The 15,508-nt window shown below is 71.6% G+C and carries 12 protein-coding genes; 8 read left to right on the forward strand and 4 right to left on the reverse strand.

All coding sequences use genetic code 11. The annotated features are described in order from the left end of the window. Nucleotides 1-44: 44 nt before the first annotated feature. On the reverse strand, nucleotides 45-1,106 hold the full coding sequence (locus FRCN3DRAFT_RS0230175) for an acyl-CoA dehydrogenase family protein (protein ID WP_007509758.1): 1,062 nt from the start codon (nucleotides 1,104-1,106) through the stop codon (nucleotides 45-47). Between the two features lie 3 nt (nucleotides 1,107-1,109). Then, nucleotides 1,110-2,318: an acyl-CoA dehydrogenase family protein gene (locus tag FRCN3DRAFT_RS0230180; RefSeq protein ID WP_007509759.1), complete on the reverse strand. Its 1,209-nt coding sequence runs from the start codon at nucleotides 2,316-2,318 to the stop codon at nucleotides 1,110-1,112. A 396-nt stretch (nucleotides 2,319-2,714) separates the two neighbouring features. Here FRCN3DRAFT_RS0230180 and FRCN3DRAFT_RS0230185 point away from each other — a divergent pair, with 396 nt between their 5' ends. The 8 genes from FRCN3DRAFT_RS0230185 to FRCN3DRAFT_RS0230220 all read left to right on the forward strand — a co-directional run bounded on the left by FRCN3DRAFT_RS0230185 (nucleotide 2,715) and on the right by FRCN3DRAFT_RS0230220 (nucleotide 12,775). Next, a complete protein-coding gene (locus FRCN3DRAFT_RS0230185) occupies nucleotides 2,715-3,962 on the forward strand; it encodes an amidohydrolase family protein (protein ID WP_051466413.1) in 1,248 nt (415 codons plus the stop codon). A gap of 120 nt (nucleotides 3,963-4,082) precedes the next feature. Next, a complete protein-coding gene (locus tag FRCN3DRAFT_RS0230190; protein ID WP_007509762.1) occupies nucleotides 4,083-5,426 on the forward strand; it encodes a hotdog family protein in 1,344 nt (447 codons plus the stop codon). Continuing rightward, nucleotides 5,423-6,265, forward strand: a complete 843-nt coding sequence (locus FRCN3DRAFT_RS0230195) for an enoyl-CoA hydratase/isomerase family protein (RefSeq protein WP_106410304.1) — start codon at nucleotides 5,423-5,425, stop codon at nucleotides 6,263-6,265. Before FRCN3DRAFT_RS0230190 ends, FRCN3DRAFT_RS0230195 begins: the two co-directional genes overlap by 4 nt. Nucleotides 6,266-6,269: 4 nt before the next feature. Continuing rightward, nucleotides 6,270-7,682 (forward strand): acyl-CoA dehydrogenase family protein, encoded by a 1,413-nt coding sequence (locus tag FRCN3DRAFT_RS0230200; protein WP_007509766.1) that lies wholly within the window; start codon nucleotides 6,270-6,272, stop codon nucleotides 7,680-7,682. 56 nt (nucleotides 7,683-7,738) lie between these two features. Then, on the forward strand, nucleotides 7,739-8,602 hold the full coding sequence (locus tag FRCN3DRAFT_RS0230205; RefSeq protein ID WP_007509768.1) for an enoyl-CoA hydratase/isomerase family protein: 864 nt from the start codon (nucleotides 7,739-7,741) through the stop codon (nucleotides 8,600-8,602). Nucleotides 8,603-8,878: 276 nt separating this feature from the next. Then, complete coding sequence (locus FRCN3DRAFT_RS47050; protein WP_483414352.1) at nucleotides 8,879-9,949, forward strand: enoyl-CoA hydratase/isomerase family protein; 1,071 nt, start codon at nucleotides 8,879-8,881, stop codon at nucleotides 9,947-9,949. After that, the gene (locus FRCN3DRAFT_RS0230215) at nucleotides 9,946-11,481 is read left to right on the forward strand and encodes a class I adenylate-forming enzyme family protein (protein ID WP_007509772.1); all 1,536 of its coding nucleotides are present in this window, start codon (nucleotides 9,946-9,948) and stop codon (nucleotides 11,479-11,481) included. The genes FRCN3DRAFT_RS47050 and FRCN3DRAFT_RS0230215 overlap by 4 nt, the downstream gene beginning before the upstream one ends. Before the next feature lie 229 nt (nucleotides 11,482-11,710). Beyond that, on the forward strand, nucleotides 11,711-12,775 hold the full coding sequence (locus tag FRCN3DRAFT_RS0230220; protein WP_007509774.1) for an NAD(P)H-dependent amine dehydrogenase family protein: 1,065 nt from the start codon (nucleotides 11,711-11,713) through the stop codon (nucleotides 12,773-12,775). A 182-nt stretch (nucleotides 12,776-12,957) separates the two neighbouring features. Here the strand turns inward: FRCN3DRAFT_RS0230220 and FRCN3DRAFT_RS0230225 are convergent, their stop codons facing one another. Then, on the reverse strand, nucleotides 12,958-14,214 hold the full coding sequence (locus tag FRCN3DRAFT_RS0230225; RefSeq protein ID WP_007509776.1) for an ABC transporter substrate-binding protein: 1,257 nt from the start codon (nucleotides 14,212-14,214) through the stop codon (nucleotides 12,958-12,960). 89 nt (nucleotides 14,215-14,303) lie between these two features. Continuing rightward, nucleotides 14,304-15,506, reverse strand: coding sequence for a thiolase family protein (locus tag FRCN3DRAFT_RS0230230; protein WP_007509778.1), 1,203 nt, complete (start codon nucleotides 15,504-15,506; stop codon nucleotides 14,304-14,306). Nucleotides 15,507-15,508: the final 2 nt, after the last annotated feature.

Consider the following 15,508-nt stretch of genomic DNA (forward strand, 5'->3'; position numbering starts at 1 on the left):
CTTCCTTTCCATGTCTCTGACAGCCTCCATGGACGGAAGGGTGATCACGCTGCCATCCACTTCGGCCGGGTAAGCGAGTGCGCGACCGTGTCGGCCGCCTCCTCGGGAGTGGTGAACGCGTTGCGCAGGACCCACGCCCGCTTCAGGAAGAGGTGGATCGTGGTCTCCCACGTGAAGCCCATGCCACCGTGCACCTGGATCGCCGTCTTGGCGTTGCGCGACGCGGCGTCGGCCGCCAGCACCCGGGCGCCGGCGATCGCGCGGACCGGGTTGAACGTCGGATCCGCGTAGCCGTCCTCGAACCCTTCGTCGGACCCGGCGCCCATGCCGGCGTCGTCGAGCGCGACCGCGGCCGCGTCGACGGCGACGCGCGCGACCTCGGCCCGGGTGAACGCCTCCGCGAGCAGGTGCTTCACGGCCTGGAAGCCACCGATGACCCGGCCGAACTGCTCGCGCTGCTTGGCGTACGCGGTCGCGAGCTCGACGGTCCGCGTCGCGTTGCCGGCAAGCAGCGCCGAGGCGAGGATCGAGCCGCGCAGCAGCCAGCCGCGCGCCAGCTCCGGCCCGCCGACCTGCTCGCCGGCCGGCACCGCGTCGGCGAGCCACATCGGCGTCGCCGGGTCGAGCGGGTTCGGCACCGGCCTGCCCTCGACGGTGTCCGCGGGTGTCCGCCAGACGCCCTCGTCGTCGACGACGTAGACGTCGGAGGCGAGGTCCAGATGCGGGATCACCCATGGGCCGCCGGCGCGGGCCGGCCCCGAGCCCGCCGGCGGGCGGGTGACGACGGTGGCGAACGCCTCGCCCGCGCCGACCCGCTCGTCGAGGTCCGCGACGAGGGCGGCCGCGACCAGCGGCCCGGGGACCAGCTCGGCCCCGAGCACCTGGAAGACCAGGCCAGCATCGGCCACCCCGAGCTCCAGCCCGCCGCGCTCCTCCGGCTGGGTCATCGTGAACGCGCCGAGCTCGGCGAGCGCCCGCCACGCGGCGCGGTCGAAGCTCGCCGCGTCCGTCCAGTTCCGGGTCGCATCCAGCGGGAGCCGCTCGCCGCACAGGTCGCGGACGGTCGCCTGCAGGGCAAGGCCGTCCTCGTCGAGATCGAAGTGCACCGCTCACCGCTCCCTGGGCAGGCCGAGGACGCGCTCGGCGATGATGTTCTTCTGGATCTGCGAGGTGCCGGCGCCGATGCTGATCGCGAAGGCGTGCAGGTGCTCGATGATGTGGCGCCCGACGGGCAGGTCCGTGCCGTCGCCCAGCGGCAGCGCGTCGAGGCTGATCGCGTAGCGCTCCAGCACCTTCATCGCGACCTCGCCGAAGTGGTGGATCGCCTCGGAGTAGGTCAGTTTGAAGGCCGACCCGCCCGCGGGCGGAACGCCGCCGCCGCCGGCCGCGCGGGTGACGTTGCGCCGGGTCAGCGCCCACATGGCGTCGAGCTCGGCGGCGACCTGGCCGATCTCCCGGCGGATCGCGTCGTCGTCCCAGGCCGTGCGTCCCGGGCCGTGGCCGAGCGTCTTCGCGAGCGTCGCCAGTTCCTCGACCATCGTCATCGCGGTGAGCAGCTCGCGCACCAGCGACGTCCCGCGCTCGAAGCTGAAGGTCACCATCGCGACCCGCCAGCCGTCGTTCTCCCGCCCGACGAGGTTCTCCACCGGGATGCGAACCTCGTCGAGGAACATCTCGGCGAACTCGCTCTCGCCCTGGATGGTGCGCAGCGGGCGGACGTCGATGCCGGGAAGGTCCATCGGCATGATCAGCCAGCTGATGCCGCGGTGCTTGCCGGCGTCCGGGTCGGTGCGGACCAACAGCTCGCAGTAGTCGGCGGCGAAGCCGTAGGACGTCCAGATCTTGCTGCCGGTGACGACGTAGTGGTCGCCGTCGCGCACGGCCCTGGTGCGCAGGCTCGCCAGATCGCTGCCGGCGCCTGGCTCGGAGAACCCCTGGCACCAGATCGACTCGCCGCGCAGGATCCGCGGCAGGTGGAACGCCCGCTGCTCGTCGGTCGCCTCGGCGATCAGCGTCGGGCCGGCGTGCAGCTGGCCGACGAAGTGCACCCCGAGGTCGGGGGCGCCGGCCGCCGCCGACTCGGCGAGGAAGATCAGCTGTTCGGACGCGGTCACGCCGCGGCCGCCGTAGGCGGCCGGCCAGTCGATGCCGGCGTAGCCGGCGTCGAAGAGCATCCGCTGCCAGCGCTGGTCGTAGGCCTTCTTCGCCGTCCAGTCACCGTAGGCGGGTGGCGGGCCGAGGACCGGCAGGTTCTCGGCGAGCCAGGCGCGCACCTCCTTGCGGAACCTCGCGTCGGACTCGGAGTCCCGCAGCCGCATGCTCCACCTCGTCTCGCCGGCAGACCCGGCCTCGCCCCGGCCCTGGAACGGGCTCCGGGCGCGCGGCTTCACCACCGCCGCGTGCCCTTCGCCCGCACAAGCGCCCACGCCGGAGTGGGCGGGGGCTATTCCCCCTCCGGCGCCGCCCCCACCCGCGACGCCGGTTTTGTCGGCGGCGTCGCGAACGGTTGGCCGGGCAGATCGTATACATTATGCTAGCGCAGCGGACCGCCGCGACACCAGCGACAACCGCGATCCGCCGGCATCGGCGGGACGGCGGCGAGCTCGGTGACCGCGGACGCCGCCTGGGCGCACACAGCGGCGCGCCGGTCGGACGAGCGCGGTCGGACGAGCAGTGACGAGCAGTACTCAGCCGGATCGGTGGTGCATACGGCCATGACAGACCTGACGACAGAGCAGCTCCCGCAGGTGGTGGGCGGGCCCGACGTCGACGCGTCGGTCCTGGCGAAGATCCCGGACCTCATCGACATGGACGCGCACGTCGTCGAAGCGCCGGACGTGTGGATTTCCCGGCTGCCTGCGAAGTACCGCGAGCAGGGTCCGCGCATCGTGATGGCCCCGGCCGGCGAGGTGAAGCTCGTCGGCTCCAGCTACATCGAGGCTCCCGGCACCGACGGTCCGGACGTGGCCTGGTGGAGCTACGAGGGCCGGATGACGAGCCTCAAGCGCTACATCGCCGCGGCCGGTGTCCCCGCCGACGAGGTGACGATGGACGGCATCACGTTCGACGACATGCGCCCCGGCTGCTGGAAGGTGGCCGACCGGATCGCCGACATGGACATCAACGGGGTGGCCGCCCAGCTGGCCTTCCCGAACTACCCGCGGTTCTGCGGACAGATCTTCCTGTGGGGCAAGGACAAGGAGCTGTCGAAGCTCTGCGTCGAGGCGTACAACGACTGGATGGTCGAACAGTGGTGCGGCACGTCGGGCGGGCGGCTGCTCCCGCTGTGCATCGTGCCGCTGTGGGACGTGAACCTGGCCGCCGCCGAGGTGCGCCGCAACGCCGCCCGCGGCGTGCGGGCCGTCGCGTTCACTGAACTTCCGTCCTACCTGGACCTGCCGAGCCTGCACTCGGGGTACTGGGACCCGTTCTTCGCCGCCTGCGCGGAGACCGGCACCGTCGTCGCGATGCACATCGGGTCGGGCACCAAGGTCATGCAGACCGCGCCTGACGCCCCCGAGGCCGTGCAGGCGACGGTCCTGTTCAGCAACAGCGCCGGCAGCCTCGTCGACTTCCTCTTCTCCGGCGTGCCGCACCGCTTCCCCGACCTCAAGCTGATGTACGCCGAGGCCCAGATCGGCTGGATCCCGTACGTGCTCGACCGGGCCGACGACGTGTGGCTGACCCACCGCGGCTGGGCGCACGGCCAGCTGCACTGCCCCGAGCCGCCGTCGACCTACTACCGTCGCCAGGTCTACAGCTGCTTCTTCAAGGACCCGGTGGGCGTCGACCTGCTCGACCGGATCGGCATCGACAACGTCGTCTTCGAGACCGACTACCCGCACCAGGACGGCACCTGGCCGCAGTCGAAGAAGGCCGCCGCCCAGCAGTTCGGCCACCTGCCCCAGGCGGACATCGACAAGATCGCCTGTGGCAACGCGGCCAGGCTCCTGGGGCTGTGACATTGGTTCGCTCCGGCGACCTCCGCGCCAGCTCGGTTGCTCGGTCCTGACCATTACGAGCGGGGTTACCGCATCCACCGTCAGGTAGTCGGCCGTAAGACCCCGAAAGGCGGCCCATCCGTGGTCACGAATGCCAGCGACGCCACCGCGACCAAAGCCGAGGACGCGAACCCCGCCACAGCGGATGGCAAGACCAAGGCCCGGGAGCCCCGGCCCGGCGGGACGATCACCGACGAGGGGATCGCACGGCTGCGGGCCCGGATCGGCATCGCCGAGCCGCACACCGCCCCGCCGCAGTACCGGCGCCCGAACGTCGACGCGTTCCGCAACGTGGCCCGCTGCTACGGCGACGACAACCCGCTGTGGTGCGACGAGGACTACGCGACCGCGTCGAGCTGGGGCGGGCCGATCGCCCCACCCCCGCTCGTCGGCGGCGACACCCTCATCGGCGAGGACGAGGTCACCAGCATTCCGGGCCACCTCCGGGACGTGATGAAGGGCGACCCGCTGCGCGGGGTGCACGCCTTCTACTCGGGGGCGTCCCGGGAGTGGTGGGCGCCGCTGCGGCCGGGGCTGCGGGTGTTCCGCCGCAACGCCCTCGTCGGGGTGCACGACAAGGTGAGCGAGTTCGCCGGCCGCGCGGTCCACGAGTGGGGCGGCCAGGTCTTCATGGACGAGACCGGCACGCCGCTGTCCGGGCAGTACCGCAACATGGTCCGCACCGAGCGCCGCAAGGCCCGCGAGCGCGGCAAGTACGCGAAGATCGAGCCTCAGCGGTACACCGACGAGCAGATCGCCGAGATCGAGGCGGCCTACGACGCCGAGGCCACCGCCCGCCGCGGCGGCGACCCGCGCCACTGGGAGGACGTCCAGATCGGCGACACGATCGGGCCGATGGTGAAGGGGCCGCTGCGGGTCACCGACATGGTCTGCTGGCACGTCGGCATGGGCATGGGCCTCTACGGTGTCGCCCCGCTGCGCCTCGCGCTGGCGAACCGCCGGCGTATCCCGGGCTTCTACTACCGCGACGACCTGAACATCCCGGACGTGCAGCAGCGGGTGCACTGGGACCCGGAGCTCGCCCGCCGCGCCGGCAACCCGACGACCTACGACTACGGCCGGATGCGCGAGACCTGGCTCATCCACCTGTGCACCGACTGGATGGGCGACGACGCCTGGCTGTGGAAGCTCTCCTGCGAGTTCCGCAAGTTCAACTACGTCGGCGACACGCAGTGGCTGCGCGGCACGGTCGTGAGGAAGTACCTGGCCGAGGGCGGCCGGCCCGCCGTCGACCTCGAGTTGACGGCGACCAACCAGCGCGACGAGCTCACCACGCCCGGAACGGCAACGATCCTGCTGCCCAGCCGCGAGCACGGCGCCATCCGCCTACCCGACCCGCCCGGCGGCACCGGCAACCTCCAGAACACCCTCGACGCGATCGCCGAACGGTTCAAGGACCTGTGAGCGCCGTCGTGAGCGAGGACGCCGCCGACAGCCCCGGGTACGCGAGCGCGCCAGGGCTGGACGTCGTCCTCGACGGGCCGGTGCTGCGGCTGACGCTGGACCGGCCGACGAAGCGCAACGCGATCAACGACGCGATGATGTACGGACTCATCGACACGATCGCCCAGGCCGGCACCGACGAGGCCGTCCGGGTCATCCTGCTGCGCGGCAACGGCGAGAACTTCTGCGGCGGTGCGGACATCGTCGCCCGCAACAGCGCCGGCGGCCCCAGGCCCCGGGCGGGCTCGATCCAACGCCGGCTGCCGTTCCAGGCGCACCGGCTGATCCCGCTGATCTGCACGGTGCAGACCCCGGTGGTGTGCGCGGTGCAGGGCTGGACGACCGGGATCGGCCTGGCGCTGGCCGTCGCCGCCGACGTGACTGTCGCCGCCGCGGACACCCGGTTCTGGGCGCCGTTCTCCGAGCGCGCCTTCACCCCGGACAGCGGCCTGACCTGGTTGCTACCGCGCCGGGTCGGCGAGGTGCGCGCACGGCGGATGCTGCTGCTTGGCGAGCGGGTCGACGCGGCCACCGCCGTCGACTGGGGCCTGATCCACGCCGTCGCCGCGGCCGAGGAGCTCGACGCGACCGCGGGCGACGTCGTCGCCCGGCTCGCGGCCGGACCGACGGTGGGGCTCGGCCTGACCAAGTGGCTGATGCACGTCGGCGCCTCGGCCAATCTGGACGACCACCTGCGCAACGAGGCCTTCGGGATGGAGCTGTCGTCGCGCAGCGAGGACTTCCGCGAGGGCCTGGCGGCCTTCGCGGCGAAGCGCTCTGCCAACTTCAAGGGGCGGTGACGGGATGTCGGTGACGACGCCGGACGCGGCCGGCACCCCGGACGCGGTGCTGCCCAAGGGCGCGGCGGACGCGAAGGGGCCGGTCGGGCCGAACGGGCGGCTGCTGCTCGCCGCGGACGCGACGCCGGAGGAGGCCCGCGCCAAGGTGCGGGAATGGGTCGAGGCGAACGTGCCGGTGACCTGGCGCGAGGCCGCCGCGGCCGGCGGGCGGGCGGCGATCCGGAAGGTGCGCAGCCGGGCGGACTACGAGCGCTGGTACCCGGTGTTCGGCGTCTCCGGCCTGGTCGCGGCCCGCTGGGCGCCCGAGTACGGCGGCCTCGGCCTGTCGTCGGGCGCCGCCAGGGCCGCCGACGAGGAGCTGCGCCCGTACAACCTGGGCCGGCTCAACCCGCTGGGCCTGGCCAACGCCGCCACCGCGCTGTTCGCGCACGGCACCGAGGAGCAGAAGCGCCGCTTCCTGCCGCCGATCGTGCGCAACGAGGAGGTGTGGTGCCAGCTGTTCTCCGAGCCCGGCGCCGGCTCCGACCTCGCGTCGCTGGCCACCCGCGCCGTCCGCGAGGGTGACAACTGGATCGTCACCGGCCAGAAGGTCTGGACGACGTGGGGCTTCCTCGCCGACTACGGCGTGCTGCTCGCCCGTACCGACCCGGACGTGCCGAAGCGGGGCGGCATCACCTACTTCCTCATCGACATGCACCAGCCGGGCGTCGAGGTGCGCTCGCTGCGGCATGTCACCGGCGAGGTCGACTTCTGCGAGGTCTTCCTCGACGACGCGGTCGTCCCGGACAGCCAGCGGCTCGGCGCGGTCGGCGACGGCTGGCGGGTCGGCAACTCCACCCTGTCCGGCGAGCGGCAGATGGTCTCCGGCTCCGGCTCAGGTGGCGTCGACCGGATCGGCGGCTCGGGCGCGCTGCACCTGGTGAAGCTCGCCAAGGAGGTCAGCGCCGCGGGCCGGCCAGGCGGCTGGGACGAGCCGACCGTCCGCCAGGAGATCGCGCACCTCTACAGCGAGGAGCGGATCCGGGCCTGGAACAACGAGCGCATCCGCGCCCGGCTCGCCGCCGGGCTCGCGCCGGGGCCGGAGAGCTCGATCGGCAAGGTCCACCAGGGTGACCTCAACCAGCGCACCCAGGCGCTGGCCGCCGACCTGCTCGGCGCGTACGGCGCCGCGTGGGAGTCGGACTTCATCCCCGGTACCGAACACGCCGGGGCGGACGGCGCCCCGCTCGAGCCGGCCGAGGTCTACGCCGAGTCCCTCCCCCACGAGGTGAAGGGCATGCTGCGCAGCCGGGCCAACACGATCGAGGGCGGGACGTCCGAGGTCAACAAGAACATCCTCGCCGAGCGCGTGCTGGGCCTGCCCCGCGAGCCCGACCCGCACCGCGGCAAGGCCTGGAAGGACGTCCCCCGCAGCTGACCGCGCCCTCGCGGGGTCGCCCTCGCAAGGTCTCTACCTAGTCGGAGTCGGAGCAGATGTCCGAGGAGTACCAGACCCTTCGGGTCAGTCGGGACGGGCCCGTCGGCTGGCTCGAACTGAACCGGCCGAAGGCCGGCAACGCCATGGACGGCGTCATGTTCGACGAGCTGCCGCGTGCCTGGGCCGAGCTCGACGCCGACCCGGCGGTGCGCGTCATCGTCAACGTCGGCGCCGGCCGCGACTTCTGCACCGGCCTGGACGTCGTCCAGCTCAGCCGCGACCCGGGCGCGCTGCGCGAGCAGTCCCGGCGGACCAAGCGGTCCGAGCTGCGGATCACCGGCTGGCACTGCGGGGTCGTCAAGCCGGTGATCGCCGCGATCCAGGGCCGGGTCGTCGGCGGCGGCCTGCACTTCGTCGCGGACGCGGACGTCGTCATCGCCGCGTCCGACGTCGCGTTCATCGACTCGCACGTGTCGGTCGGGCAGGTGACCGCGTTCGAGGGCATCGCGCTGACCCGTAAGCTCGCTGCCGAGACGATCATGCGGCTGGTGCTCGCCGGCCGGCACGAGAAGCTCGGCGCCGCCCGGGCCTACCAGCTCGGCATGGTCAGCGAGGTGGTCGAGGATCCGGCCGAGCTGCGCGAGCGGGCCGCGGACCTGGCCGCGAAGATCGCCCGCAACTCGCCGGCGGCGATGGCCGCGACCAAGCGCGCCCTCTACCGCGCGCTCGAGGACGGCCTGACGGCCGCCTGCCAGGCCGCGGCCGCCGACCTTGTCGGCCTGTGGGGCCATCCCGACCAGGTCGAGGGCCCGGCGGCGTTCGTCGAGAAGCGCCCGGCGCGGTGGGCACCGCTCGACCGGGAGGCGGAGCACGAGAAGGTGCTCGCCTCGCGGCAGCCAACAGCGGAGCGTGTCAGATGAGCCCGTCTATGGGCTTCCCCATCCGACACAGTCCAACGGACGGCCTGAGGTTTGTGTCGGATGGGCAAGCCCATGGGCTCGCCCATCCGACACGCTTCGGCCTCGGCGGCAGGGTTGGGCCGGAGCGGAGTTCGCCGGCGGCCCACCCCTCACCCCTCCCGCGGCCGGCTGGCGCCTCAGCGGCCCGCACAGCCGTACATGTCCGAACACTCTCTGTGTCTACAGCGGGGCTGCGGCCCGTTCCCATTCCAGATCCCGAAGAAACGGCCTAGGAGGATGAGCGTGACGGACTCGTCGGCGACCAGGGCGGCGTCGGGGGCGCCGGGGACGCCCGCGACCGCGGCCGACTTCGACCACGTGTACCCCGGCTACGAGACGCTCGTCGTCGCGCGCCGCGGCCACGTCGGCTGGCTCATCTTCAACCGGCCGAAGCAGTTGAACGCGATGAACAACCGGATGCGCGACGAGCTGGCCAAGGCCTGGCTGGAGCTCGACGGCGACCCGGAGATCCGGGTCATCGTGCACACCGGCGAGGGCCGGGCGTTCCAGACCGGCGTCGACGTGGCCGAGATCGCCACCGACGGCCTCGGCATGGAGCGCTACCGGGCGGAGGCCGAGGTCTTCGACCTGCATTTCACGGCCTGGCACCAGAAGGTCGAGAAGCCGGTCATCGCGGCGGTCAACGGGCTGTGCGGCGGCGGCGGGTTCCACTTCGTCGCCGACGCGGACATCGTCATCGCCGCCGCGGACGCGAAGTTCTTCGACCCGCACGTCTCCGTCGGCCAGGTGGTCTCGTTCGAGCTGATGGCGCTGCTGCGCAAGATGCCGTTCGAGCCGGTGATGAGGATGGCGCTGGTCGGCGCGCACGAGCGGATGCCGGCGGCCCGCGCCTACGAGCTGGGCATGGTGAGCGAGGTCGTCGACCCGCCGGTACGGCTGCGCGAACGGGCCGCCGAGATCGCCGAGCTGGTCGCCCGCAACTCGCCGGTGGCGATGCGCGCGACCAAGCGGGCGCTGTGGGGGGCGCTGGAGGACGGGCTGACGGCCGCGTGCAAGGCCGGCGCCACGCACCTCGTCTCCGTCTGGGGCCACGCCGACCAGGTCGAGGGCCCGGCGGCGTTCGTCGAGAAGCGTCCCGCCAAGTGGGCCGACCTGGAGCAGGAGCCGAAGCCGGCCACCGCCCTCGCGGCCGCGAAGCGGGCCGACGAGCGGCCCGCGGCCCCGGCCCAGCCGGCGAGCCCGTCGAGCCCGGAGCGGTCGTCGAGGTCGGAGGGATCGTCGAGGTCGGAGGGGTCGTCGAGGTCGGAGGGGTCGGAGGGGTCGGAGGGGTCGGAGGGGTCGGCATGAGGCTCGTCGACCTGCTGGAATCGCGCGAGGGCGACGAGGCGACGCCCGCGGTCTTCGTCGAGGACGAGGAGACGACCCGGGCGGCGCTGCGCCGCGGCGCCGAGGCACTGGCCACGGTGCTGCGGACGGCCGGGGTGCGCCCGGGCCATCCGGTCGCGGTGATGCTGCCTGGCGGGGCCGAGGTCGTCGCCGCGATGTTCGGCGTGTGGACCGCCGAGGCCGTGTACGTGCCGCTCAACCCGCGCACGTCGGACGCGGAGATCGCCTACCTGGTCGAGGCGGTCCGCCCGGCGGCGATCGTCACGATGCCCGACTGGGCGGACCGGGTCACCGGCGGCGCCCTGCCGATCGTCGTCCACGCGGGTACGAACGGCGGCGAGCTGGCCTGGGCCGAGGCGGTGCCGGGCCGGCGCACGCCCGCGGACGTGCCCGCACACGACGCCGACATCGCGCTGGTGCAGTTCACATCCGGCACGACCGGCCGGCCCAAGCCGGTGCTGCTGCGACACTCGGGCTACCTGGCGCTCCTGGAGCCGGTGCTGGCCAAGCTCGTCGGCGACGCGGCGAAGGACAGGCTGGCCCAGCGCAAGGCACCGATGCCGAACCTCATCCCGACGTCGATGGCGCTGTCGGCCGGCATCTACAACGTGCTGTTCGCGTTCCGCGTCGGCGCGCCGGCGGTCATCATGCCGACGTTCACGACGAAGGCGTTCACCAGGGCCGTCGCGAAGCACCAGATCCGCTCGACGGTGCTGCCGCCGGCGGCGATGAACATGCTGACGGACGACCCGTCGGTCATCTCGCTCGCGCCGCTGCGTTACGTCCGCGGCATCACCGCGCCGCTCTCGCCGCTGCGCGCCCGGCTGTTCAAGGACAAGTTCGGCGTCACGGTGCTCAACTGCTATGGCCAGACGGAGATCGGTGGCGAGATCGTCGGCTGGAACGCGGCGGACGCGCGGGCGTTCGGCGAGTCCAAGCTCGGCTCGATCGGCCGGCCGCACGCGGGGGTGACGCCGCGCATCGTCGGCCCGGACGGGGGCGAGGTCGAGCCGGGCGGGCAGGGCGAGCTCTACGTCCGCACGCCGGCGGTGTCCGCTGGATACGCCGACGGCAAGGCGCTCGGCGACCGGCTCACCCCGGACGGCTGGTTCCGCACCGGCGACATCGCCCGGATCGACGAGGACGGCTTCCTCTGGATCGAGGGCCGCGTCTCCGACATGATCAACCGCGGCGGGCTGAAGGTCTTCCCCGGCGAGGTCGAGGAGGTCCTCCGCCTCTCCCCCACGGTCGCCGACTGCGCCGTCGTCGGCATACCGGACGACCGGCTCGGCGAGGTCCCCTGGGCCTTCGTCGTCACCCACTTGGGCGCCGACTTCGACCCGGCGGCCCTCGCCGCGGCGGCGCGGGAGAAGCTCCTCCCGTACAAGGTGCCGGCCCGCTTCGTCCAGCTCGACGAGCTCCCCCGCACCGAGGTGGGCAAGGTCCGCGCCGCCGACCTCATCGAACTCGCGGCCGAACTCGCGCCGAGCTGACCCAGCCAGACTCCGCCGAAGCCGCCGCTCCCACCGGGACCGGCGGCTTCGCCATGTTCGGACCTGGGCGGGACGCGACGGTCGCGGATCGGCTGGCGCACAGCATGTCCAGCCGACCGTCCCCGGTCTGCGCGGTCTGCGCGGCCCTGGCCGGATTGGGTGCACGATGTCCGCGAGGTAGTTATGTTGTACTCGGTTCAAAAAACCGAGCTGACCTGCGGAGGCGATCGTGGCGTATCGAGTCATCCACTGGGCAACCGGTGTGGTCACCAAGGAGGCGGTGATCGGCGTGCTGGGCCATCCCGACCTGGAGGTGGTGGGGGCCTGGGCCCGCTCCGCGGACAAGGACGGCCGGGACCTCGGCGAGCTCTACGGGTTAGACCCACTCGGCGTGCAGGTGACCAGCGACAAGGACGCGGTGCTCGCCACGCCCGCGGACTGTGTCTGCTTCACGGTTGGGCGCAACTGGATCGACAACCCGATGGAGACGTTCGGGGACCTGCTGCGGATTCTCCGGTCCGGCAAGAACGTGGTGAACCTGTGGTGGCCCACGCTGGTCTATCCCCGCGCGCAGGACGACAAGCTCTTCAAGGACCTCGAGCAGGCCTGCCTCGACGGCGGGTCGTCCTTCCTCACCGTCGGCATGGATCCCGGCTACGGAACCGCGGCGCTCGCCCTGTCCGCGCTCGGCCTGGCCCGCGAGGTCAAGAGCGTCGAGATGCTCCAGTTCATGAACAACGCCTACTGGGAGGGCGAGGGCATCACGAGGTTCTTCGGTTTCGGCCAGCACGACACCGCGCACACGCCCATCCTGCAACCAGGCGTTACCACGGGTTATCACGCGACGACGCTACACATGTTGGCGGACGCCATCGGCGTGGAAATCGAGGACATCGTTGAGGAGAGCAGCGTCATCTACGCCGACGAGGCCTTCGATGTCGCGTCGGGCCACATCCCCGCCGGCACCATCTCCGGTCTCCAGTACCGGGTCAAGGGCATGGTTGGCGGGGAGGCTCGGGTCATCGTCGGGCATGTGGAGAGACTCCGCGAGCAGGACTTCCCGGAGTTCGAGTTCAAGGGCGACGGCTACCGGGCCGAGGTGACGGGCGAGCCCTGCATCCGCCTGGACATGACCGTGTCCGCCCCTGCCGGCTTCGTCGGTGACCCGATCGCCGTCGCCTCGGCGATGAGCGTCGTCAACGCCATCCCCCAGGTGTGCGCCGCCGCGCCGGGAGTCCTCTCCCTGCGTGATGTCGCGCCCTTCCCCTCGAAGAACTCGACCATCAAGATCTAGGCCGGCCGGCACTGCCCCGATCTGGATCGGGCTTGTACCGGACCTGTTCGGGCTCGGACCTGTTGGGGCGGCGCGGCCAGCCCGGCGGGCGCGCCGCGAGTTTCGCGGCGGCCCGCCGGATCCTGACCATCGAGCCCCGTGCGGGCAACCTGGTGCGGGCCACCCGATGAAAGGCCGCCGAGCTAGCCGGTACCGAGCCGGGTGCCGCACCACTGGTTGGGGTCGGGCCCGTCGGAGCTGGGCACGACGTCGAAGGCGGTCCCGGCCTGGTTGACCCGGACGAAGCTGTAACAGAGGTTGGCCTCGCCGAAGCGGCTGAGATCGGTGGTGGGGATCAGGCCGCCCGCGTTGTAGTTCTTTTCCGCCCGCAGGTTGTCGATGAAGGCGTCGCGGGTCGGGCAGGCTCCGGCGAGCTCCAGGCCGTGGAGGAACTCGTCCGTCGTGATGTAGGCGGCGAGCGCGACCTCGTTGTCAGTCTGGCCCAGCTCCGGCGCGTAGTCGCTCATCGCCTGCCGGTAGGTGCGCAGCGCGGGTGAGTCCGCGCTGAAGGGAATGTGCGGCGTCAGGACCGACATCCCAGCCATATTGGCGCCCTGCGTGGCGAGGAGCTGTGAGTCGTAGCCGGAGGTGGTGAGCGTGACCTTGAACGTCAGCCCAGCCTGCTTGGCCGCGGTGTAGACGGGGAGGAAGTCGTCGGCCGACAGAATGCTGACGAGAGCGTCCGCGTTGCTCGCCTCGACCTGGGTGACAACCTTGGCAGGGCTGGTGACCCCGGCCGTGTAGACGATCGAATCCGCCACCGCGATGCCCTGGGACCGCAGGCTCTCCGTGAACAGCTTGACCAGTCCCTGCGCCGACTGTGACATCGTGTCGTTGTAGACCAGAGCCACCTTCGTCGCGCCGAAGCGCCGCGCGTAGAGCCCAAACGTGGTGATGGCGGAACCGGCCGACTGCAGCGAGCCGAACGTGAACATGTTCCGGTGCTGCGTCCACGCCTCCTCGCCGGGCAGGCCAGCGATCGGTATGCCGTCCTTGTCCAGCTGGTCCGCCGAGCCGGAGACGACGATGCTCTCGGCGAGAAGTCCGAAGACCCCGGCGTGCGTCAGCAGGTCCTGGGCGGCGAGGGTGAACCCGTTCGTGCTCCCCTGGTCGTCGCGCCAATCGAGGACGATCTTGCGTCCGTTGACGCCGCCCGACGCGTTCGCGAGGGCGACCCGGGCCTGCACGCCGCTGCGGGCAAAACGAAACCCGACAGCGATGGCGCCGCTGTCGGGATAGACCAACCCGACCTTCACCTCGGTCGGGGTCACCCCTGGGCTGCCGCAGGCCGCGTTGCCGGTCGCCTGGTCGGACTTCGAGCAACCGGCCACAGCGAGGGGAATCACGACGCCGGCCGCGGCGACCGCCGCCCAGCCACGTCGACGTAAGTGCACTAACACGTTTTCAACTCTCTGCTGATATGGGAAAGGGCGCCCGGCAAGGTTCAGTGCCGGGCGCCTTCTTGCTGGTGGGAATTCCGTGCGATTCCTTAGGCAGCCGCCTTTTCCAGGACGTGCACGCCGCAGGCGCTGCCGAGTCCTATGACGTGGGCGAGGCCGACCCTGGCCCCCTCGATCTGGCGGTCCCCGGCCTCGCCGCGCAGGTGGTGGCAGATCTCCCAGACGTTCGCGATGCCGGTCGCCGCGATCGGGTGCCCCTTGGACTCCAGCCCGCCGCTGACGTTCACCGGCGTCTTGCCGTCACGCCAGGTCGCGCCCGAGTTGAAGAAGTCGACCGCGCCGCCCTCTGGGCACAGCATCAGGTTGTCGTAGTGCACCAGCTCGGCCGTGGCGAAGCAGTCGTGCAGCTCGACGAGGTCGAGGTCCTCCGGGCCGATGCCGGCCTGCTCGTAGGCCCGGGTCGCCGCCTGCCGGGTCAGCGTGTTGACGTCCGGCAGCACCTGGCAGCCCTCGCGCCAGGGGTCGCTGGTGAGCACCGACGCGCTGATCTTCACGGCGCGCCGGCGCTGCTCGAGGGACAGCGTCCGCAGTTTGCTGTCGCTGACCACGACCGCCGCCGCGGCGCCGTCGCAGTTCGCCGAGCACATCGGCCGGGTGTTCGGGTAGGCGATCATGACATCATTCATGATCTCTTCGAGGGTGAACCGCTTCGAATAGGCCGCCAGGGGGTTCAGCGTCGAATGCGCGTGGTTCTTCTCGGAGATCCTGGCGAACAGCTCGAAGTTGGCTCCCCCATACCGGTGCCCGTACTCCAGGCCGATCTGGGCGAACACCCCCGGCATCGAGTCGGTGCCGACCCTGCCGTCCAGCGAGGTGAGCGCGCCGAAACGGCCGTCCGGCACCCAGGTGTCGCTTTCCTTCCGACGGTTGACGGGGCCCAACAGCCCGGCGCCGGAGAGCTTCTCGACCCCGACGGCCAGGCCGAGGTCGGCCTCCCCCGCCTTGATCGCCATGATCACGGTACGCAGCGCGGTCGCGCCCGTCGCGCAGGCGTTGGCGACGTTGTAGACCGGGATTCCCGTCTGACCGATCTGCTTCTGCAGCTGTTGGCCAAAGGCGGAGGTCCCCGCCATCAGGCTGCCGGCGGCGAGCACGTCGATGTCGGTGATCCCGACCCCGGCGTCGCCGAACGCGGCGAGCGCGGCCTCGGAGGCCAGGTCGACCGTGTCCTTGTCCCGGTGCTTGCCGAACTTCGTCATCGAGATCCCGAGGATCCAGACGTCCTGGGTCACGG

The sequence above is a fragment of the Pseudofrankia saprophytica genome, from assembly GCF_000235425.2.
In the GTDB taxonomy this organism is placed as follows: Bacteria; Actinomycetota; Actinomycetes; order Frankiales; family Frankiaceae; genus Pseudofrankia; species Pseudofrankia saprophytica.